This window comes from Pseudomonas sp. RL_15y_Pfl2_60, from assembly GCF_963970595.1.
GTDB lineage: Bacteria > Pseudomonadota > Gammaproteobacteria > Pseudomonadales > Pseudomonadaceae > Aquipseudomonas.
In genome coordinates, this window is the sequence record NZ_CAXAOE010000001.1 from 91,218 (window position 1) to 111,337 (window position 20,120).

28 protein-coding genes are annotated in these 20,120 nt (G+C 52.8%); 6 read left to right on the plus strand and 22 right to left on the minus strand.

What is annotated here, in order from left to right; translation table 11 throughout:
- Positions 1-17 precede the first annotated feature (17 nt).
- From AACY26_RS00420 to AACY26_RS00435, 4 genes are all read right to left on the minus strand, one after another.
- The gene (locus AACY26_RS00420) at positions 18-830 is read right to left on the minus strand and encodes a formate/nitrite transporter family protein (protein WP_339509848.1); all 813 of its coding nucleotides are present in this window, start codon (positions 828-830) and stop codon (positions 18-20) included.
- A gap of 417 nt (positions 831-1,247) precedes the next feature.
- Positions 1,248-2,474 carry a c-type cytochrome gene (locus AACY26_RS00425; RefSeq protein ID WP_339509851.1) on the minus strand — a complete coding sequence of 409 codons (1,227 nt, stop codon included), beginning with the start codon at positions 2,472-2,474 and terminating at the stop codon, positions 1,248-1,250.
- 2 nt (positions 2,475-2,476) lie between these two features.
- The gene (locus AACY26_RS00430; protein ID WP_339509853.1) at positions 2,477-3,016 is read right to left on the minus strand and encodes a (2Fe-2S)-binding protein; all 540 of its coding nucleotides are present in this window, start codon (positions 3,014-3,016) and stop codon (positions 2,477-2,479) included.
- Positions 3,009-5,840, minus strand: a complete 2,832-nt coding sequence (locus AACY26_RS00435; protein WP_339509855.1) for a xanthine dehydrogenase family protein molybdopterin-binding subunit — start codon at positions 5,838-5,840, stop codon at positions 3,009-3,011. Before AACY26_RS00435 ends, AACY26_RS00430 begins: the two co-directional genes overlap by 8 nt.
- Positions 5,841-6,180: 340 nt before the next feature.
- On the opposite strand from AACY26_RS00435, the gene AACY26_RS00440 reads away from it, so the two are divergent.
- On the plus strand, positions 6,181-6,363 hold the full coding sequence (locus tag AACY26_RS00440) for a hypothetical protein (protein WP_339509857.1): 183 nt from the start codon (positions 6,181-6,183) through the stop codon (positions 6,361-6,363).
- Here the strand turns inward: AACY26_RS00440 and AACY26_RS00445 are convergent.
- The 3 genes from AACY26_RS00445 to tam all read right to left on the minus strand — a co-directional run bounded on the left by AACY26_RS00445 (position 6,350) and on the right by tam (position 8,306).
- On the minus strand, positions 6,350-7,042 hold the full coding sequence (locus AACY26_RS00445; RefSeq protein ID WP_339509859.1) for an RES family NAD+ phosphorylase: 693 nt from the start codon (positions 7,040-7,042) through the stop codon (positions 6,350-6,352). The two genes, AACY26_RS00440 and AACY26_RS00445, sit on opposite strands and share 14 nt — an antisense overlap.
- Positions 7,036-7,440: an antitoxin Xre-like helix-turn-helix domain-containing protein gene (locus AACY26_RS00450; protein ID WP_339509861.1), complete on the minus strand. Its 405-nt coding sequence runs from the start codon at positions 7,438-7,440 to the stop codon at positions 7,036-7,038. The genes AACY26_RS00445 and AACY26_RS00450 overlap by 7 nt, the downstream gene beginning before the upstream one ends.
- A 101-nt stretch (positions 7,441-7,541) precedes the next feature.
- On the minus strand, positions 7,542-8,306 hold the full coding sequence (gene tam / locus AACY26_RS00455; protein ID WP_339509863.1) for a trans-aconitate 2-methyltransferase: 765 nt from the start codon (positions 8,304-8,306) through the stop codon (positions 7,542-7,544).
- 206 nt (positions 8,307-8,512) lie between these two features.
- Between tam and AACY26_RS00460 the strand changes: the two genes are divergently transcribed.
- The 5 genes from AACY26_RS00460 to AACY26_RS00480 all read left to right on the plus strand — a co-directional run bounded on the left by AACY26_RS00460 (position 8,513) and on the right by AACY26_RS00480 (position 11,877).
- Positions 8,513-8,860 carry a metalloregulator ArsR/SmtB family transcription factor gene (locus AACY26_RS00460; RefSeq protein ID WP_339509866.1) on the plus strand — a complete coding sequence of 116 codons (348 nt, stop codon included), beginning with the start codon at positions 8,513-8,515 and terminating at the stop codon, positions 8,858-8,860.
- A gap of 22 nt (positions 8,861-8,882) precedes the next feature.
- A complete protein-coding gene (locus AACY26_RS00465) occupies positions 8,883-10,166 on the plus strand; it encodes an arsenic transporter (protein ID WP_339509868.1) in 1,284 nt (427 codons plus the stop codon).
- 15 nt (positions 10,167-10,181) lie between these two features.
- The gene (locus AACY26_RS00470; protein WP_339509870.1) at positions 10,182-10,652 is read left to right on the plus strand and encodes an arsenate reductase ArsC; all 471 of its coding nucleotides are present in this window, start codon (positions 10,182-10,184) and stop codon (positions 10,650-10,652) included.
- Positions 10,653-10,661: 9 nt separating this feature from the next.
- Positions 10,662-11,360 carry an arsenical resistance protein ArsH gene (gene arsH, locus AACY26_RS00475; protein ID WP_339509872.1) on the plus strand — a complete coding sequence of 233 codons (699 nt, stop codon included), beginning with the start codon at positions 10,662-10,664 and terminating at the stop codon, positions 11,358-11,360.
- Positions 11,361-11,559: 199 nt separating this feature from the next.
- Positions 11,560-11,877 carry an isochorismate lyase gene (locus tag AACY26_RS00480; protein ID WP_339509874.1) on the plus strand — a complete coding sequence of 106 codons (318 nt, stop codon included), beginning with the start codon at positions 11,560-11,562 and terminating at the stop codon, positions 11,875-11,877.
- A gap of 180 nt (positions 11,878-12,057) precedes the next feature.
- Here AACY26_RS00480 and AACY26_RS00485 read toward each other — a convergent pair whose 3' ends face one another.
- The 15 genes from AACY26_RS00485 to AACY26_RS00555 all read right to left on the minus strand — a co-directional run bounded on the left by AACY26_RS00485 (position 12,058) and on the right by AACY26_RS00555 (position 20,093).
- Positions 12,058-12,360, minus strand: coding sequence for a hypothetical protein (locus AACY26_RS00485; RefSeq protein ID WP_339509876.1), 303 nt, complete (start codon positions 12,358-12,360; stop codon positions 12,058-12,060).
- Positions 12,361-12,839: 479 nt separating this feature from the next.
- Positions 12,840-13,319: a hypothetical protein gene (locus AACY26_RS00490; protein WP_339509878.1), complete on the minus strand. Its 480-nt coding sequence runs from the start codon at positions 13,317-13,319 to the stop codon at positions 12,840-12,842.
- A 93-nt stretch (positions 13,320-13,412) separates the two neighbouring features.
- A complete protein-coding gene (locus AACY26_RS00495; protein WP_339509880.1) occupies positions 13,413-13,727 on the minus strand; it encodes a hypothetical protein in 315 nt (104 codons plus the stop codon).
- An 88-nt stretch (positions 13,728-13,815) separates the two neighbouring features.
- Entirely contained in the window at positions 13,816-14,088 is a 273-nt protein-coding gene (locus AACY26_RS00500) for a hypothetical protein (RefSeq protein ID WP_339509882.1), read from the minus strand.
- A gap of 98 nt (positions 14,089-14,186) precedes the next feature.
- Positions 14,187-14,918 (minus strand): LEM-3-like GIY-YIG domain-containing protein, encoded by a 732-nt coding sequence (locus tag AACY26_RS00505; RefSeq protein WP_339509883.1) that lies wholly within the window; start codon positions 14,916-14,918, stop codon positions 14,187-14,189.
- Positions 14,919-15,002: 84 nt separating this feature from the next.
- Positions 15,003-15,476, minus strand: coding sequence for a hypothetical protein (locus tag AACY26_RS00510; protein ID WP_339509886.1), 474 nt, complete (start codon positions 15,474-15,476; stop codon positions 15,003-15,005).
- Between the two features lie 76 nt (positions 15,477-15,552).
- Positions 15,553-15,894 (minus strand): immunity protein Imm33 domain-containing protein, encoded by a 342-nt coding sequence (locus tag AACY26_RS00515; RefSeq protein ID WP_339509888.1) that lies wholly within the window; start codon positions 15,892-15,894, stop codon positions 15,553-15,555.
- Between the two features lie 95 nt (positions 15,895-15,989).
- Entirely contained in the window at positions 15,990-16,280 is a 291-nt protein-coding gene (locus AACY26_RS00520; protein ID WP_339509890.1) for a hypothetical protein, read from the minus strand.
- Positions 16,281-16,403: 123 nt separating this feature from the next.
- On the minus strand, positions 16,404-16,862 hold the full coding sequence (locus AACY26_RS00525) for a DUF695 domain-containing protein (RefSeq protein ID WP_339509892.1): 459 nt from the start codon (positions 16,860-16,862) through the stop codon (positions 16,404-16,406).
- 80 nt (positions 16,863-16,942) lie between these two features.
- On the minus strand, positions 16,943-17,386 hold the full coding sequence (locus AACY26_RS00530) for a hypothetical protein (RefSeq protein ID WP_339509894.1): 444 nt from the start codon (positions 17,384-17,386) through the stop codon (positions 16,943-16,945).
- A gap of 632 nt (positions 17,387-18,018) precedes the next feature.
- On the minus strand, positions 18,019-18,429 hold the full coding sequence (locus AACY26_RS00535) for a hypothetical protein (RefSeq protein ID WP_339509896.1): 411 nt from the start codon (positions 18,427-18,429) through the stop codon (positions 18,019-18,021).
- A gap of 130 nt (positions 18,430-18,559) precedes the next feature.
- On the minus strand, positions 18,560-18,883 hold the full coding sequence (locus AACY26_RS00540) for a hypothetical protein (protein ID WP_339509898.1): 324 nt from the start codon (positions 18,881-18,883) through the stop codon (positions 18,560-18,562).
- A gap of 154 nt (positions 18,884-19,037) precedes the next feature.
- Positions 19,038-19,439 (minus strand): hypothetical protein, encoded by a 402-nt coding sequence (locus AACY26_RS00545; RefSeq protein WP_339509900.1) that lies wholly within the window; start codon positions 19,437-19,439, stop codon positions 19,038-19,040.
- A gap of 76 nt (positions 19,440-19,515) precedes the next feature.
- Positions 19,516-19,803: a barstar family protein gene (locus AACY26_RS00550; RefSeq protein WP_339509903.1), complete on the minus strand. Its 288-nt coding sequence runs from the start codon at positions 19,801-19,803 to the stop codon at positions 19,516-19,518.
- A gap of 65 nt (positions 19,804-19,868) precedes the next feature.
- The gene (locus AACY26_RS00555) at positions 19,869-20,093 is read right to left on the minus strand and encodes a hypothetical protein (protein ID WP_339509906.1); all 225 of its coding nucleotides are present in this window, start codon (positions 20,091-20,093) and stop codon (positions 19,869-19,871) included.
- Positions 20,094-20,120 lie beyond the last annotated feature (27 nt).

Consider the following 20,120-nt stretch of genomic DNA (forward strand, 5'->3'; position numbering starts at 1 on the left):
GGGGCGTTATGGCGTAATTAACTGAAAGAGCGCTTAGGAGCCGTCCTCACATGGGTGGTGTAGAGGGTCAGGCCGGTAAAAGCCAGGCCGCCAACCAAGTTACCCAGTGCAGTCGGGATTTCATTCCAGAGCATGTAGTCCATTACCGAGAAATTACCGCCCATGATCATCGCTGACGGGAACAGGAACATGTTCACCACCGAATGCTCAAAACCCATGTAGAAAAACAGCATGATCGGCATCCACATGGCGATGGTCTTGCCACTGACGGTGGTCGAGATCATCGCTCCCACAACCCCCATCGAAACCATCCAGTTACACAGCATGCCGCGCAGGAAAATGGTCACCCAACCCGCCAGGCCGTATTCGGCATACCCCAGAGTACGCGCTTCACCGATGTGCGAGATTTTTTCGCCGATGACACCCGGGCTGGCTGAAAAGCCATAGGTAAAGACAAATGCCATCATGATCGCCACGGTCAATGCTCCGGCGAAGTTGCCGGTAAACACCAGCCCCCAATTACGCAGAACACCGCTAACAGTGACACCGGGACGCCTGTCGAGCAACGCCAATGGCGTGAGCACGAACACCCCGGTGAGCAGGTCAAAACCCATCAGGTAAAGCATGACGAACCCCACCGGGAACAGCATGGCCCCCACCAGCGGCATACCGGTCTGCACGGTGATGGTAATTGCAAAAACCGCGGCAAGCGCCAGGATCGCACCGGCCATAAATGCACGAATCAAAGTGTCACGGGTGGACATGAACACCTTGGATTCACCGGCATCCACCATTTTGCTGACAAACTCAGCAGGCGCTAAATAGGACATAGTTTTTCTCTGAATGTGAGTTTAAAACGCAAAAAAAAAGCGCCTAGAGCTTTTCAGCTCCAGGCGCCTTTGCCTGTTCATTCATGGGCTCAACCGCCCCTGCTTGGTACAACTGCCAGTAACGCTCAACGCCCGTTGATCGCCGTTGATCATTGGGCCACTACATTACGCAGTCTTGGTTGGGTTCCAACACTGATGCAAACAGAGCAAGTTGCGCGCCAAACTTCCTCAACCGGCATTGCAGAGCCTCCGCCCGGGTTTATCGAACCAACAACAAGGCACCTTGGAACCAAAACAGAGCATTGCCCGGGGAAAGCGCCCCATTGTGTGACCGAATATCTAAGCCATAAAAAAACCCGCTACCAACAGACTTGATGGCAACGGGTTGCTTGTCCTTCGCGCTTATATGCAGTGCAGTTAATGCTCGGCGGAAGGTGCTTGCTCCTGCAAAGCCTGGATATCGCTGACAGCCAGGTCACCGGGCTTGCCACCCCAGCTCTGGCGCAGGTAATTGAGCAGGTCGGCCAGTTGTTGGTCACTCAACTTCTCGGCGAAACCCGGCATCGGCTGCATGCGCTCGAAGCCAGTAAATTGCTGTTCACCAATACCGTCCTCTATCACTCGCAGCAAGTTACGCGGGTCGTCCAGGCGCAGCGTAGTGTTACCACGCATGGCTACCGCGATATGCGGCTTGCCCTCGCCGCCTGCAGCGTGACAACCGGCGCATACATTCAGGTATTGTTGACGACCCTTTTGTGCACTGGGGCTGAGCTTGTCGAATGCCACTTCGCTCAACGCTTTAGCTTCTGGCGGCTGGTCGCCGAGCAAGAAGGTCGCCATAGCCGCCAGGTCTGCATCACTCAAGTGCTGGGTGCTGTTGTGGAACACCGGGTACATCTCGTTGAACATGGTGCCCTGCGCGCTCATGCCGTGCTTGAGGAAGGAACCGAGGTCCTGATGATTCCAACCGCGATCAGCCAGGTTATCGCTCAGCAACGATGGCGCCAGGTAGCCGTTAAGCACACCGCCCGTCATGCGTTTATCCAGTTCCATGGCCCCGGTTTTACTCCGCGGCGTGTGGCATTCGCCGCAATGGCCAAGCACATCGACCATATACTGACCGCGCTTCCATGCCGCGCTTTTGCCTTCAGCCGGTTGCAACTGTAAATCTTCGGCGTAGATCATGTTCCAGCCGATCAAGCCGAACCGCAGGTTGAACGGAAAGCTCAGGCTGGTTTGCGGTGCCGCGCGTTCAATCGGCTCGATGGTTTTGAGGTAGGCGTGTATCGCATCGGAGTCATCGCGTGGCATCAGGTGATACGAGGTATAGGGCATCGCCGGATACAGGTTGGCGCCATCACGACGCTTGCCTTCGGTAAGCGCGGCGAAAAACTCTTCATCGCTGTACAAGCCAATGCCGTGCTCTTTGCTCGGGGTGATGTTGGTGCCGTAGATGGTGCCAAACGGCGAAACAATCGGCAGGCCGCCGGCATAGGGCGCACCACCGGGTTTTGTATGGCAGGCCATGCAGTCGGCCGCGCGGGCCAGGTAGGCGCCGCGCTCGACCTGGTTATCGGCATGCGCCGACAACAACGGGGCGGCCAGGCCAAGCGCCAGACTCAGGCGCAGAAATAAATGCTTCATGCTCACCCCTCCCTGACCAGGCCGAGATCGGTCAGTACATTGCGCGTCGCACTAAAGTAGCGAACATAGCCAGTGCAGCGGCAAATGTGATGACCAAGGCTGTCTTCAATGACTTGTTCGAGCTGGCTATTAACAATCGGCTTGCGCTGAAGTTTCTCAACCAACAAGGTCGCGGCATTGACGAAGCCCGGGGCGCAATAGCTGCACTGGAAGGCAAACTCATCGACGAAGCGCTGCTGGATCGGGTTCAGCTCGGTAACCTTACCCTGTTCATCACGGCTGGCGTGGCCTTCGATGGTGCGAACCTTTTTCCCTGCAAAATAATGCGCGCCGGTAATGCAGGTGCGTACCTCTTCGCTGGTGCCGTCGGGATTGTCGACGATCACCACGCAGGCATGGCAGATACCCTGGCCGCAGCCCAGACGCGAGCCGGTGAGGTTTTTATATTCGTGCAGGTAATCGATCATCGGCAGGTCATCGGGGATATCCGCCGAGTCCACGGTTTTACCGTTGAGGGTCAGTTGCAGCGGACGATTAGCCATTGAGGGCCTCCTTGATGCGTGCAGAAGTGATCGGCAGGTCGCGGACGCGCTTGCCAATGGCGTGGGCGACGGCGTTGCCGATTGCGCCGACAACCGGAATCATCACCACTTCGGCAATGCCCTTAGATGGATCGCTCGCCGACAGCGGCGGCAGGATTTCTGCACTCTGCTTCCAGACCGCAACATGGCGCGACATGGGTAAACGGTAGCGGTTGAAGTTCCAGTCACCCTCTCCCGGTCCTCCTTCATAGAGCGGCATTTCCTCCATCAGTGCGTGACCGATGCCCATGGCGATCCCGCCTTCAAGCTGGCCCTTGACCAACTCTTCAACCAACACCCGGCCGCATTCGACCCAGGAGTGATGATTAAGGACCTGCACCTCATGCGTGCCCTTGTTCACCTTCAGCTCTACCAGGGTCGCCACCGGACTGTAGTAAGTCACTGCAGCGTTATTGAGCTGGGTGTCCGGGTAATGCACATTCTGGCGGTCTAGCAGGTGGAAACCAGCGCTGCTCATTTGCGCCTTTTTCACCTGCGCTGCGCCATCGCCGTACTTCACCGCCAAGCCATCGAGAGGCAAGCGCTCGCGCACGCCATCAATGCTGAACTCGGCCTCGGCCCAGCTCCAACGGTTAAAACCGTGCACTGTCGCGCCAGTGACAAGACCGCGCTCATGCGCGTGTCTTGCCAGCTCGGCAAAGCTCAGTGGTTGCATGCCGTTGGCGGTGAGCTTGCCATCAACCCAATGCGCATCTTCACGGCGCACCACATATGGGTTGGCTTGGCCGCCATACGGGCCTTGCCCCCATATCTGCAACGCAGCAGGCCACAGGCCATGGTTAAACAGGACTCGGGCTGCTTCGCGAGTGGCGTGGCTAAAGTAGTAGGCTGAATTGGTTGCCGACGAGGCCGAAGCCAGCTTGCCGACCCAACGCGGGTTGCGCAAGAAACTGTCTTGCTCGGCCTGGCTCATGGTGTAGGGATTACCGCCGCTGGTGAGCTGCAGCTCCTTCCACTCGGTCTCACCGGTTTTTACTTCAGTGGCTGGCATGCCGAGAAAATCAGCAACGACCAGCGCCTGGGATGTCGACATGCCAGTGCCGATTTCAATTCCGATGTGGCGCAGGCTGATGTGCCCCTCGGCCGTAAACTCGATGCTGGCCATCGGCGCCTCGGAGCCGGTACCAAAGTCTTTCTGGCAAATGGCGAAACCCACGCCGTACAAGTGATCCGGATCTTGCGCCTCACGTTGTTGCTTGAGCGCATCGCGATTTTTCCAGACCTCATGCAGCGCCGCCTTGTCGAGGATTTCATGCAGGCGCAACGCACCAGCAGGCACCGCGCCCTGGGTATTTTTCATCCCCGAAACCATGGCGTTCTTCTTGCGCAGATCAATCGCATCAATGCCCAAACGCCCGGCAATTTCGTCGACCATCATCTCGGTGGACGCCATGCTCTGCAGCGTGCCGTAACCGCGCATTGACCCGGCCTCGACCGCGCGTGAGTGATAGGCCGTCACCTGCAAGTCGTTCTGCGGCATGTAGTAGATCGACTGCGCTGCGGTGGCGCCAACTGCCGCCACCGAAGGGCTGTAGTTGGCCCGTCCACCACCATCGACAGTCATCTCAGCGCGAAAAATCTTGAAACTGTAGTCGTTCTTGTCGACCGCCAACTGGTATCGAATATCGAATGGATGACGCTTGATACCACTCTGGAACTGCTCATAGCGATCGTTCGCCAGGCGTACCGGAACACCCGCGCCATACAAGGCCGCAAGCGCTGCGTAGTAGACAAAGATATTGTGGTCCTTGGAGCCGTAGCCGACGGTGTAGCCGGGGTGCATGTTCAGCTTGGCCAGCCCGAAACGCGATGGCGCAATCATCTTCGCAGTTTCAGTGGCAGCCTCATGCGGACACTGGGTTGCGACTACAAAATGCAGGGTTTTGCTCGCTGGGTCGAACCAGCCATTGCCGTTGTCGGGCTCCATGGCGGCAGGCTCGATCGACGGCGTCTTGTAGCGCTCATCAAACACCAGCCAGTCATCTGCCGGCTTGTCGATCTGCTGCTTCATGCGCTCGGCATAGAACAGGCCGCGCTCGGTCAGGTTGCCATGCAGGTCCGGCTGGGAGTTCCACACCGGGCGGCGGTTGCGCAGCATCGGGAACAGGATTGAATCCTTGAGGCTGGCGAACTCGTCCTCATCCGCGGATGTCGCCCCGCCGACCCGTACATAGCGGAAACTACCGTAGGGATCGGTTTGATACAGCGGCGCCTTGGCTCCGTAGCGAATCGCCTTGTCATTAAACTTGAGCTTGAGCTTGGCCTGACGGAAGCGCTCGAAGTCATTCCAGATCAGAATCGCCACGGGATGGCCAATAAACATGGGCACCTTGCCTGCAGGCAACAGTGGATCGGGCGCATGCTCCTCGGGGAAAACAATGCCATCGTTGACCAAATCTTCGGCGGTAACTATCCGGTCAGGCTGCAACTCGGCGCCAAGCCACGACAGATCCATGCCAGCGTATATATGGTCGGCCTTGATGGTCTTGAGCAACATGGCATGGCCTTGTTGCTCAGGCCAACCCGGCATGTCCTTTGCCCGAATATCACGGGCAAAGACCTTGCTGCCGCACACCTTGGACAAGGCATCATTACGCGAGCGCGCCTTGCCATTGTTGCCGAGCCATTGCTCGGACGGTACTGTCACGCTGTCTTCCATCAAGGCCGCCATGGCCTTGCTGCCGAGTGGCATTAGCGTCACGCTGACGCCTGCTACCAGCCCGCCCTGCAGGAACGAACGCCGGGATATATCACGGTTGGACATAAATCATCCTCTGGGCAGTTATCGGCCTGCCCTTTTGCTTATGTATTGCAAGCTTGATGGTTCAATACGCTTTTTCTGAGCTGGGTGAGCTTTTGAACACAAAAACCTGACTTGCTGGTTAGGTTATTGGGTTTCAGCACCTGCGGCAAATAATCCGTTACAAATACCTGAAAAAATCCAACAACCCTGCTGCCCCAAAACTAGCTGATGACGAGCCAAACCGCGTCGCGGCCCAAGCAGGGGCTTGTTGGTTGATCAAGGTGTAGGTACTGCGGGAAATCAGTCGTAGGTAGCCCAGCTCAATAAAATGACGCTAGCTGATTGAGGAAAACCCTGCACGATGCTCGACATAATTGCGCGATGTCTCTACATCACGGCGGCGCTCGCTGACCTTGATCGCCACGTCTCAGGCGCAGTAGTCGGCTGCATCACTCATCGGATATTCAAGCGGCTCGACAACTACCAGCAGTTGCTGCTGGTCAAGCGAGTCAAGCCTGAACCGGCCCGGTTCAAAGCTTGCTAATCCGGCTGACGCTGATGATGTGCCCATTCCAGACCATCTCGTAGTGGGCCGCCTGGATGATTGACGCTACAGGTCGTGGCGTCAGCAGTGCCCAACAGATATCGCCAGGCGAACGCACTGAGTTATAGCGCAAGCCCGGACAGCTGTTCTGTTTAGCTTGCAGTCCAAGCTGGCGAGCCTGGGTGTAATCGTCAGGGGCATATATGGGGTCCGACAGCGGCACCTTGGTCGCATCACGCATCCCTGCATCGGAGATCGTGCACGTCAGCCCCCTGAAGACAAAGCGCTCGTAGTTGAGACCCTCGACGTTCGCCCAATACAGCCCTTGGTGATGACGCACCTCGGCAATGGCCACATCCATCTTGTCCGCCAGGTACAAGACCCCAAAACTGCCGTCGCTAAAGCGTGAGCCCGCCGGGTTCACATGGGTAAATGGCGCTGTTGCGTATGAACAGCCGGTGATACCAAACGGAATCTCGCTGCGCGCGATCAACTCCAGCCGACCGATTTCGTTGAGCAATCTCGGATTGGTAAGTGCTTGCAGCTGATAAATGGTCTCGAAGTCAGCCGCATCGGCGACATCATCGAACAAGTCGATGGGCGGAAACTTGGAATTGACCAAGCGATACAGCTGTAAATCTTCGCCGCCCAAGACCTCAAGGCTGTCCAGCTTTACCACTGGGCACCGCGCAACGCATCAATGCGCCGGAATGTCTCGTACAGCGAAATCATGTCGCCCTGGGCAATGATGTCCAGCGGTGCGCGGCCGTTGAAGAACTCGTTGCGGTTGGCCATCGAGACAAAGCCATAGACGTTTTCAGGGTTGTCGAACACCAGACGCAGCGCTGCATGGATGTTCAGGACAAAGCTAATGCGTTGCATCTGGTCAGCGTCGAGGCCGACTGTCCACTCGGAGTCGTTTTGCCTGGCCCTGGTGTAGGTGCTCCGCGAGATGCGCAGTACCCGGCAGGCTTGTTCGGCCGATGCCTGCCACTTGTCGAGAATATTCAACGCCGCTCGCAGCCCTGCTACGCACTGGCTCTTGGAAAAGTCCTGAGTCTGGATAACTGCGGCCATATACATCACCCCGCTAACAATCTACAGACTCAAAAATAGCAGAGTTTGATCTACAGAGCAAAACATGGTTCGACCCGCCTCCACACCTGCTCGCGGAATAGTCAACGCTGAGCGACGATAAACAACCGTGGAAACGGCAGCAACACAGTGCCATCAGCCAATGCCGGGTAAGCCTGGCTGATTCGAGCCAGATAATCATCGAGAAAGGCGCCCTGCTCTGCTGGCGTCAACTTGGCTAAAAACGGACGCAGCGCCGTGCCCTTGAACCATTCCACTACAGCCCGATGCCCATCGGCCAATGGGTGATAATAGGTCGTATGCCAGACATCAACCGCACTGCAATGCTGGCTCAATAACTCGTAATAGAAGCTCGCCGAGTGACGCGGGTTATGCCTGACGTCACCAATCTTGTCGGCCCAAGGCCCTTGCATAGCAACTTCGCGGGCGAGCACATGGGCAGGCTCAGCGAGGTTATCTGGCATCTGCACTGCCAAGGTCCCACCTGACTCCAGTTGGGCAATCAGGTGCGGGTATAACCCGGCATGATCCGGCAGCCATTGCAGCGATGCATTGGCCAGGATCAGGTCAAAACGTTGAGCCGGCTGCCACGCAGCAATGTCTGCCAACTTGAAATCAAGCTGTGGCAGACGCTGGCGAGCACTGAGCAGCATATCCTCGGAACTGTCGATACCGGTTACAGCGGCATGGGGATAGCGTTGCATCAGCACCTCAGTCGAGTTGCCTGGGCCGCAGCCCAAATCGACGGCGCGGCGTACATCGTTGGCTGCAATTGCAGCGACAAGGTCGCGAACAGGCCGAGTTCGTTGTTGCTCAAACTTCGAGTACTGCTGTGCAGACCAACTCATCAGTATTTCCTCATCCAACAATGCGAGGCACACAGAGTAGTTGCTCACCACCCGGCAAACAATTATTTCACCGGGCTTGAGCCCCACGAGCACTGTCCTGCTGACATTAAACCTTGCCCACAGTGAGGGCCGCTCTGAATTTATGCCTTGCACCTTATATATGAAAATCCGTATATTCGGATATCCATATATAAAGAGCAATTCACATGATCCAGCCTCCCGAGGTGTTCAAGAGTTTGGCCGACGAAACCCGGGCCCGCGCCATGCTGCTTATATCTGACCAAGGTGAACTCTGTGTCTGCGAGTTGATGTGCGCGCTGGACGAGAGTCAACCAAAAATTAGCCGCCACCTGGCGCAACTGCGCAGCAATGGCCTGTTGCTTGATCGGCGTCAGGGTCAGTGGGTCTATTACCGCCTCAACCCGGACCTTCCAGATTGGGTTCTACAGATGCTGCAACTGACCTCCAGCGCCAACGCCCATTGGCTCAAGGACAACGCCACACGCCTGCTGAGCATGGATGGTCGCCCCGTCCGCGAAACGGCCTGCTGCTGAACCCCAACCAAGTGAGACTTCAATGTTTGTAGCGGTCGCGATCTTCGTCTTAACCCTCGTGCTTGTCATCTGGCAACCTAAAGGCCTGGGCGTCGGTTGGAGCGCTGCACTCGGCGCATTAATTACCCTAGCAGTCGGTGCGGTATCGCTGCAGGACATTCCCACAGTGTGGGCCATTGTCTGGAACGCAACCGCTACCTTCATCGCGGTGATCATCATCAGCCTGCTGCTTGATGAAGCAGGCTTTTTCGAATGGGCTGCCCTGCATGTAGCACGCTGGGCCAAGGGCCGTGGCTACCGCCTGTTCATCTTTTGCGTTCTGCTGGGCGCGGCGGTAGCAGCCGTGTTTGCCAATGATGGCGCGGCGCTGATCCTCACCCCCATTGTCATTTCGATGCTTGTAGCCCTGCGTTTTTCTCCAGCAGCGACCTTGGCGTTCGTTATGGCGGCGGGTTTTATTGCTGACACCGCGAGCTTGCCGCTTGTGGTGTCAAACCTGGTCAATATCGTATCTGCCGACTACTTCGGGCTGGGGTTTGCCGAGTACGCATCGGTGATGGTGCCGGTGAGTCTGGCCAGTGTCGCCGCGACCTTGTTGGTGCTGTTTGTCTACTTTAGAAAAGACCTGCCGCAATGCTATGCCACGGATGCGCTGCAGGCACCCAAGGCTGCAATCCGCGACCAGGCAACATTTACCGTCGGCGGCTGGACTTTATTGATACTTCTGGTCGGTCTTTTTGCACTGGAACCATTGGGCATTCCCATCAGCGCCGTGGCTGCAGCCTGTGCAGCTACTCTTTTTACGGTTGCCGCCAAGGGCCACAAAATATCCACTCGCCGCGTACTGCGTGAAGCGCCGTGGCAGATCGTTGTGTTCTCGCTGGGCATGTACCTGGTGGTGTATGGACTGAAGAATGCCGGGCTGACTGATCTGCTCGCGCAACTGCTGAACCAGCTCGCCGAACAAGGCTTGTGGAGTGCCACCCTTGGTACAGGCTTATTGTCGGCACTGCTGTCATCAGTGATGAACAACATGCCCAGCGTGTTAATTGGCGCATTGTCGATTCAAGCCAGCGATGCGCAAGGCCTTGTTCGCGAAGCGATGATTTACGCCAACGTCATAGGCTGCGACCTAGGCCCCAAAATCACCCCCATCGGCAGCCTCGCCACGCTGCTCTGGCTGCATACGCTGGAGCGCAAGGGCATGCGCATCACCTGGGGTTATTACTTCAAGGTCGGCATTGTGCTGACCCTCCCTGTTCTGTTGATCACCCTTTCGGCCCTGGCCCTGCGCCTGAGCCTCTGACATCCGGAGTACTCCATGCAAATTCTGTTCATGTGCACAGCCAACAGCTGCCGCAGCATCCTCTCGGAAGCCATGTTCAATCACCTGGCGCCGCAAGGATTCGAGGCGGTGAGTTCCGGGAGCTTCCCCAAAGGCCAAGTACTGCCCCGCAGCCTGTCCACTTTGCAGGAAGCCGGGATCTCGATTGAAAATTTATACAGCAAAGGCAACGACGCCTTTGAAGATAACCCGCCGGATATCGTAATCACCGTCTGTGACAAAGCCGCTGGCGAAAGCTGCCCGGTGTATTTTGGTCCGGCGCTGAAATCCCATTGGGGGCTTGCAGACCCATCAGAGGTGACAGGTGACGAAACCGCGATTGACGCGGCCTTCCGTTCGACCCTGGCCCACATAGAGCGACGCTGCAAAGCCTTTCTCGCACTGCCCTTCAACCGCTTAAGCCGTGATGAGCTCAAAACCGAGCTTGATCGAATCGGCAAGCTCTAAGGAGAATTTATGTCTGAACACCTGCCCAATTTGGATCCAGCCCTGCTAGATGGCGTACAAAATCCGTCGCAAGCCTCGCATAAACCGAGGATCTTGTTGCTGTATGGATCAACCCGCGAGCGCTCCTTCAGCCGCTTGCTGGTGGAAGAAGCCGCGCGCCTGCTGGAACACCTGGGCGCTGAAACACGCATCTTCAACCCCTCCGGCTTGCCATTGCCTGATGACGCCCCGGTCGAACACCCCAAGGTTCGAGAGTTACGTGAGCTGGTGCTATGGTCAGAAGGCCAGGTCTGGTGCTCACCGGAACGCCACGGCGCAATGTCTGCGGTGTTCAAGGCGCAGATCGACTGGATTCCGCTGGAACTCGGCGCGGTCCGCCCCACACAGGGCAAAACCCTGGCGGTGATGCAGGTCTGTGGCGGCTCGCAGTCGTTCAATGCAGTCAATCAGCTGCGCGTGCTGGGCCGCTGGATGCGCATGTTCACCATTCCCAATCAATCCTCGGTGCCAAAAGCCTACATGGAATTTGACGAGGCAGGCCGGATGAAACCCTCCCCCTTCTACGACCGGGTTGTAGACGTGATGGAAGAACTGATGAAATTCACCTTGCTGCTGCGCGACCGACAGGAATTCCTGGTGGATCGCTATTCGGAACGCAAGGAGTCGGCTGAGCAACTGATGGAGCGCGTAAACCAGCGCTCCATCTGAGAGTCGCCATCTGTATTGTGTGGGTTGAAGACGTTGCGGGCATCCTGATAAAACGCTGATGAACAAACCACGCTTAATTTTGCTTTGGCTTGATTATTCAAAGCAGTAGCGTGGTTTGCCCCCCTATCATTCTTGAATAAATACGACCCGCTCAAAGCTCATTTCTAGGTCATGATCTGTCAAAAAAGGAACTATCTACATGGATGTCTTAAACCAGATGAACCCCGCCGAATGCACAGGCATGGAGGACATTCGGCGCGAGATTGATGCCCTGGATCAAGTAGTCATCCAGTTGCTTGGAAGGCGTTTTCAATACGTACTTGCTGCATCAAAATTCAAGACCTCTGCAGCCTCGGTACGCGCCCCGGATAGATTCAATGCCATGCTGATGACACGACGCGAATGGGCCAAGGAAGCAGGCCTAAGCCCGGATGCAATCGAAAAGATGTTCCGGGAGCTGGTGACCCACTTTATTGCCGAAGAAATGAAGCACTGGGCAAGTCATCAAACTGAATGAATCGTTACTGTCTCCATCACCGCTGCGTCGGGCTGTTTTGGCTGAAGCCAGAAGCTCGCGACTGGCAGGCGTCGGCCGCTCTCTGTCTGTCGTCACCGGCAGAGAACGGCCTGGAGCGGTCATCTAGTGACTACGGCACCAAGGGCGATTCACACTTCACCATGCAATTTAACGCTTGAGTTAGGCGGCACTCTCGAATACGAACTCATAGTGCGTGACACCTGCTGGATGTAACTGTAACTCAGCCAGTAAAGCGGCAAGCAGTGGCGTGGCGCCCTGGCTCCAGCTAGGGCTCCATTCCATATGTGGCTGGATCTTGCCGTCCGGTAACACCGTGAAAGAGTCATAGCCGTAGAAGCGGCAGTCCTCCGCAAAGATGCGCTCGACGCATGCGGCCGCATCCGAGCGGGCGACAAGTGTTACTCCGTAGCGCTGCACGTGTGGGAAGGACCATGTCTCCAACAACTTTCGACGATTTGCCATGTGCCGCCTAACGTTAAATTAAGGGGCGCGATTCAACGCGTCCCTCTTGAATGTATGGTTAGCGACAAACAAAGTCTCCAAGCCTAAACTTTGTGTTTTCATTTAAGAACGCTTCCAAGGCATCCCGGTCTTTGAAAGTTCTCCGAACGACCACGGTTTCATCACTATCTGCGTCTGACAGTATCTCTAGTTTGTATAGCCCGCGATCGAGCCGAACGGTCGCCGTACTCTTTACAGTTTTATTGGTATCGGTGCTTAGCATGGATACCTCCATGTGTCCGTCAGCTAGCTCTGCGTCTAGTTTCTCGTTACGTCGCTTGAGTCGACCTCTTAACTCCCACGCAGTAACAACACCGACTATCCAGACAGCGACCTCTAATGCCAACCTTAATTCGGGTGAGAGAGCCATCGCTAACGTCTGGTTAAAGGGCGGGCTTTAGCCCGTCCCAGTATGCGCAGCGAACGGTTTGAACCATTTGTTAAGTTGCAGCGCGGCAATTTTTTACAGCTCTTAACTTGTGGCATTTACGGTGCACTTTGACGGTAGGGGTTATTGATTGGCTATTACCTAGCAAAGATAGCAATAGAGCTTCTGCTTCGGCTTTTTCCATTGAAGAATATGACTTGAACAATACGCGAGCCCGTTTTTCGTACATGCGACGTGCTATGAGCGGGGCTAGTTCGGAAAGCAGTGGTCCCTTTTCTTCAAACAATGCAAACGACTCAAAGGTTACGATTTGACCGTAACCTTGTGGATGTGGCGTACGGGTTGGATTAAGGCCGACCCAATTTATACGTCCCTCAATGCCATAGCTCCTAGGTTCCGAGCCATAACCACCGACACCGATTACAGCATCAAAATTCCAATTGCGGATACGGCCCATACAGTCATTGATGCCAAATCGACCTGATGAGTCGGGGTCGCCAGTATGTGTTCTTTTGTAGGTCAGTATCTGCATACTTTCATTGCAACCTAACTCTTGGTTAAGGGGCGGGCTTTAGCCCGTCCCAGTGAGCGAAGCGAGCGATTTGAACCACTAGTTAGAGGCAACCTAACTCGGTTCATAAACGATTTCAAATTTAGGGCCAAGCTCTGCCTGAAGCTCCGTTAAAAAAGCGAGTGCTTCGGCCTCAAATTTTTTGTATTCATCGGGATTCCAAGGACCTGGATCGGGCGGATACTCCCAATTTAAGGCGGTATCGTGCCACTGAGATAATGCGTTTAATCGTTCGAGTGTTACATCATTCAGGGGTAATTTGTCTTCCACTGGGCCGACATCAAACTCTTTTAAAGCTGCGTCATTGCCGCACCACAAAGATCCTCCGCCCCACTCGAACATAAGTCTGATACGGAAAGCGCCGGACATTGATGTGGCCTCTAACGCCGCTCAGCACGCGCGGTTACGGAATGGAGGCGCAGCCGCAATGTAGTTACCGTCGCCGTGACTGGCCTTGTCAACTGTAGGCCTCGATAAGTGCACTGACCCACTTTTTTAGCTTGGGAATCACTTCGTCGAGTTTAGACTCAAAGCCTTCTTCGCCGAAGTAACTCTCTGTTTCAATTTTGTACTGCCAATCTCTGCCTTCTTGGATTACCGAGTAAGGCACACCATCAAGTGCTTCGATTGATTCAGCTACTCTTCCGGCGAACGCATCACGATCCCGCCGATTGCTATCGTACTTGCCTATCTCGACCAAAAGTCTTTCCAAGACAGTTCTATTCGACATTGTGCTCTCGATGCTGCGAGACAGTTAACGGCATGCTCAGCGGAAAAATCGACCGCAGGGAGATTTTATCCGATGCAGCACCTTGTTATACACTCCTGTTACCAAGTGTACTTTATGGGATTAGACGCACCTCTCTTACGAAATTCATCTGGCGTGCGTTTGCCAATATATAATTGTTGTAGCTCAATTGGTGCTTCGTAACCCACAAAGCCATAACGGCCTTCAACTGCCTCTTTGCCTGGAAAATTTTCTGGTACAGCTTCTAGCCACTTTTCTGCAATGAAAGCACCTACAATTAAACCTTGAACTGTAGCCAAAACAACTTCAGCCTGACTCGCTTTCTGCTGGCTCAAACGCCAAGCATAGCGAGTAGCCTCATAAAGTGAGCCTTCTAGAGCGCTACGGTTAACGTTGACAAGTAAAACTTTGTGTTTGAAATTTGCAGCCTCTGCGGAATACCTCTTTATAATTTCGGAGGAGTGCATGGTTCCAAAGTCACTATTTCCATGCCCATCCATAATATTGGTTATTCCCGGATAAGCATCTATCAAAGCTGCCTCAACCTCAAAAGCTGATTTTTCAGATAAACCATGCCGATGAATAACATGGGCAACGTCAAATCCAGCGATATGGATCGATCGTATTCTGGTCATTTTCTCAGACAACGAGTCACTCTCAATATCACCACGAGCATGAGCAAAAACACGATTACCTTTACCCTTTCCAATATAAAAGGTTTCCCCGTTTCTAGGGTCAATTAATCGGTAAACGTAGAACTGAAGTTTCTCAGCCACTTCTGGAGGAAATGAATTGATCTTTGGGTCAGGCATTGGCTCTCCTTTGTGTATAACGCTTGGTTAAGGGGCGGGCTTTAGCCCGTCCCAGTGAGCGAAGCGAACGACTTGAACCATTTGCTAGCGGTGATACCACGTGGCATTTTTGGTTTTTCCTGCCGGCGTGTATTTTCTTAGAAGCTCAGCCATTTCTGCCAAATTTTCGTACCCTTCGAAGCGTAGATTGCTAAAAGATTTTGTGGTTAGCAGCAGGGATTTAACATTACCTTTAATGCTCTGGATTCTAAGGCTTTCTATATCCGATAACGACATGCTCACAACAGCGCCGTTGTGAGATATTTCGATTTTGTTTTCAGGCTCAATTATGGAAACGGTCGGATAGGATGAGTCATGATTTTTTATGTTTTTATACGTGCAGGACAAATGCTTTGAGAGTAGCAAGGCAAGAACCACAGATAGTATTTTGTGATAGAGGCTCTCGCTGACAATAAACACCCAGACAGCAACTGAAATTATGCCAACCACCAGTAATGCGGCGAGTACTGTTTTTCGCTTGCCGCTACGTTTGTATTTTTCTGATACGTGGAAATTCATATATACCGCTAACGTTTGGTTAAGGGGCGGGCTTTAGCCCGTCCCAGCGAGCGGAGCGAGCGATTTGAACCAGTTGTTATGCATCGAGTAGCTCAGGATCGAACCATGCGTCTTCAAAATTACTTCCGTCGATCTGAAAGCGATAGCCGGCAGGAAGATCAAGATAGCCAGTCACCTCTGGAAGATAGCTGCCGATGTGTTCTATATGCAACGGAGAAAAGAAATCGTCAGCTTCGCACAGCTCGATGCCGCACCATATGTACCAGCCATTAGTGCCATTTTTTGGTTTATGCCTCAGTCCGTTAATTGGAAGCTGACCGATGGTACTTAAAGCGATTCCAAGTTTTGAATCGCCTTCTGGTTTTTGAGGGGCAACATTCTTCCATTCGCAGATGGTCTGTTCCTTCAGGATTTTCACGGTATTACTCCGAAGGTGCATAACGCCGCCAGCACCCGCGGCTTTGTAGTGGAGGCGAAGCCGTAACGAAAAAGACGTCGCCGTGCCTGGCCTTGTTATGAGTTGAATTTGGCACTGACATACCCTGCTATTTCACGAACCAAATATTCAGCGGATTTGGTTTTGGCATTCACGATATAGCCAGACCAGTTGTCCCACTCTAAGCCCACGATTTCATTGCCACGCATGAAATCTTGAAAGACCTCATCAAGACCCCGAGTTTTACCGCCGACTGGCTCTAAACCGAACTCAGACATAACGGCTTTGGTTATCTTCCGGTACCGCCCAGATTCGATTCCATTGAAATCGAAAGTAAGCCGCCCGCTCGCATCTCTGCGCTCAGCCATTCTTCTACCTTGAACTCATAACGCCGTGGTAAGGGGCGCAGTAGCGGAGCGCAAATGGCGCATAAAATAGCGAAGCCATGCGCCATTTGCGCGGAGACTATTGCGTCCGTTTTGACCATTTTGTTAAGCGCGCCTCCAATCACGGTAAACTTGCCAGTTGGGATCGCTTTCGCCGTAGCACTGTATATCCAAATCTGGAAATTTGGTCATGGCTTGCTTGTGTGCAGACTCAATATTCTCTGCATTCTGCATATAGAAGACAAACTCTTTGAACGTGCCAGTAGTAATGGCTAGAACCTGTATGGCCGGCCCAGTGCTTTCCATTAAATCTACGAGAAAATCTTCTACCTCGCCTAGGGCAGCGTTCTCATTTGCCTCAGGCAGCCCACTTGGATTGGGGAATTTCAGTGGAACAGCGAAACCAACCCGAATGCCTAGCTTGGGATGCGCGGCCCAATCGTTTGCGGAATCGTTGATACGAATAAGCATCGGACCAGACTCGTCATTTGCTTCAAGCATTGACCAACGATGATCATGATCTAAGAGGCTTTTTAGGTCTTTGGCCTTCTTGAATAGCCACATATGTGCTCCTGGCCGCTTAACGCCCGCAGCACGCGCAAAGTTGGAGCGCAGCGGAAATTTTGTCGCTGTGCCTGCGATTGTTATAGCGCATATGCCTCGCGAATGACTTTCTCATAATTATCAGCACTGAATTCAAACGGACCAAGCCCCTCAATAAGATCGGGTTCTTCATAACCATTCTCGTATGCAAAATCGCTCCACACGTAGGTATCGCCGAACTTGGCGATCTTACAGCCGTATGCCCCACAACCAATGTCGGCACATTCAGGGCAAACATAGATCAAGCTTCTGCCTGATCCTGTTTCTGGGCTTTCTCTAAGCAAAAGCTGCTTCAAGCTGTGCTCGTTTAGGTTGGCCCAACCGCGAGCGAAACATCCCAGGAAATCTTTGTGGCCACCAGCCGCACGAATGATGGTTTCTAGCAGGGAGTTCCCATCAATCGTGAAATCACAGGAATAGCTCTCGTGAACTTTACATCCACCACTTTCACTTCCTGGCCTATAGAGAATCTTGAAATCTAGCACTGCACACCTATTGCGCTATAACGTTTGGTTAAGGGGCGGGCTTTAGCCCGTCCCAGTGAGCGAAGCGAACGATTTGAACCACTTGTTATGAGGCGTACCTGCGAGTGCTTCGATGCTCTTTTGTGGGGTCATGTTTCCCGCACCACCCTTCATATTGATAGCTCCAGGATTTACCTAAGTCGTCTGTGATGCTAACAGTGCAGAGAAAAGCCTCGCCCCACGTTCGCTTGAAAATTAAGTTTAGCTTGGATGGGATGGTGTTGAATTCAATTTCTATGACTGCCTTGCATATCTGCCAAGCGTGAAACCCTTTTCTCTCTGTCTGTACCTTCAAGTACTCAAGATAAGGAGCGGCCACTTTTTTTGAGTGTTTGAAGTATGGAAGTGATTCGCCGCTGATTAGGTCTAGTTGAAACTTACTTAGACCTGCCTCTGCTGCGCAGAGATAAATAACTCCTAGTCCCCAGTAGCCATCAATGTCGTTGTATCTTGACGAGAAGCTTGAGGACATCCCGGCGGCAATTCCCTTTAGTTGTCTACGCCTGCTCACAAGCATCAAGCCTCATAACGTTTGGTTAAGGGGCGGGCTTTAGCCCGTCCCAGTGAGCGAAGCGAACGGTTTGAACCACTTGTTAGGTTTCGCCGAGGAGTTTGGACTGCACACTTAATGCTAGTGCGCCATACCCAACGCCCTTACCTTTATTGTGCGTAGAAAAGTTCTGCAGATCTGTGATGTCTTCCCACAGATCAACCGAATTCACTTCTTCGTATGTTTCGTCTGTATCCAGTTCAAAATCAATGAAGCGACCTTTGTCTGTAAGAACTGTGCCAATTAAGCTAGGCATGCCAGGGAAATCTATTTCCAGCTGCAAAATGATACTTTGGCTCCAAGATAAATCTTGCTTCTTTCCATATTCAAAGAGCGCGCGTGGTAGTTTGTTTTCTCGCCAGTACCTCGCGGTCAAATATATCCTGTGCTCTGCAAGTGCATTTTGCTCCTGCACATTTAATTGACGCTTACGCAATAGGCGAGAAATATCCATGCGATACCTAACGTTAAGCACAACGGCAGTTTGTAAGTTGTGCGTTGTGGAGTACTTTTGCGAAGCAAAACCACAAAAGCGCGACTTACAAACTGTCCAGCACACGAAGTGTGCGAGTTGATGCGCCTTGTTAAGTGATTTCAATTTCTTCGCTCAACCTTTCACGTAATTCGAATATTTCCAATAATTGGATAGCCTCTGCTTGCAGATTTTGCCATTCCGGAGTTACTTTTATTCTTTTGAAAGAAGGCATATTTTTAGGCGTGGAATCACAGTATTGAAGCCAAAGTTGATGAAACCTTTGAAGATTTTCTTGTTCTTGTTTAGTGAAAACAGGCTCAAGGTATATAGACATTGTTCCTTCGTCTACGACGTCTTCCCATTGATTTATAACCTCATCTGGCCCAAGAAGCTCCCAGTCTTCATTACAAGAATAGATACCAAGCACTTCCATAAGTCTATTCCTAAGCCTTTGCGCTAATAGCCTTTCAGATATTTCAGACAAAGCTCGATTTCCTTTTTTTAGACTCACTTAACGTTTGGTTAAGGGGCGGGCTTTAGCCCGTCCCAGTGAGCGCAGCGAGCGATTTGAACTATTTGTTAGGGCTTTACCGTTGGAGTAAAGGAACAGCAAGGGCAAAATGATATAGCTGTTCAGGCCTTAACAAAAGATCGGCATTTACTCGCCAGTCGCACTCGTCATTAGTATTTGAACCGATATAAACTCGAAGGAAAATATAATTTTCGAATTCAGGCTCTGAGCTGACTGTAAAAAGCAGATCTTGGCAAGATGAGAGCCATGAAAGTGACTGACCTGTTTTTACAGAAGCTGCATTAGCGAGAAAGTGTGCTAGCTGGCCTGACTCTTCTGCAGACGGCTCATTTCCAGCAGTGATTTCGGAATGAAATTTAGTACCTTCAAGCCTGACTCTGATGATTTCATTTCCTGGTTCTTGGCAAGAAGTAATGCTCAGTACTAGGCCATCTTCCTGCGCAACTGTAGCTTCCATGACTAGCCCTAACGATTAAGCTAAGGGGCGGCGGCACGCCGTCCCAGCGAACGAAGTGAGCGATTTGAGCGCCTTGTTAGGCATAAACCACCTTGCTTGCGAGCTGCGGATATTCACCTTGCATTTCAGCAAGGCATTCTTTTAATAGCACAGCCTCACGAGGTAGGCGTTGAGAGAACCGCGGCCAGCCCAAGAACCTAACTGTGTATGGCATTTCAACCAAGCCAGTTATGGCGTCCCAGAAAGCGTCCCAGTTAGCACCATACCAGCCCGGAAAATTCAGCGACTCCATCAGCAACGAGTGCAGTTCTTCTGCGCTAGTGATAGGTCGGAGATCAATCTCTACTAGCTGTACGCGGGACATATGTTTTTGCCTAACGCCTGCCTCAGCTGCCGAAGGTCAGCTTGCAGGCAATTGTTATGTTGTGACTATTCGCCATCTCTAAGCCTTGCTCTTGCTGCAGAGATGATTTCCACCCAACGCTCTGAAAAAGGCTCGGCTAGAACCTTTTCGAGAGAGCAGGTTAAATTCCAGAGAGCTCTTTCTTCTGCTTGATCTTGGATTTCAAGAACGTCTTGGCTTGAGAATCTAGATAAAAACTCAAAAAGAACCAACGCTTCATCTTTCGTAAGCCCAATGCTGACGTCTTCCATATTTCCCCTCAAACAACATAACAGTTG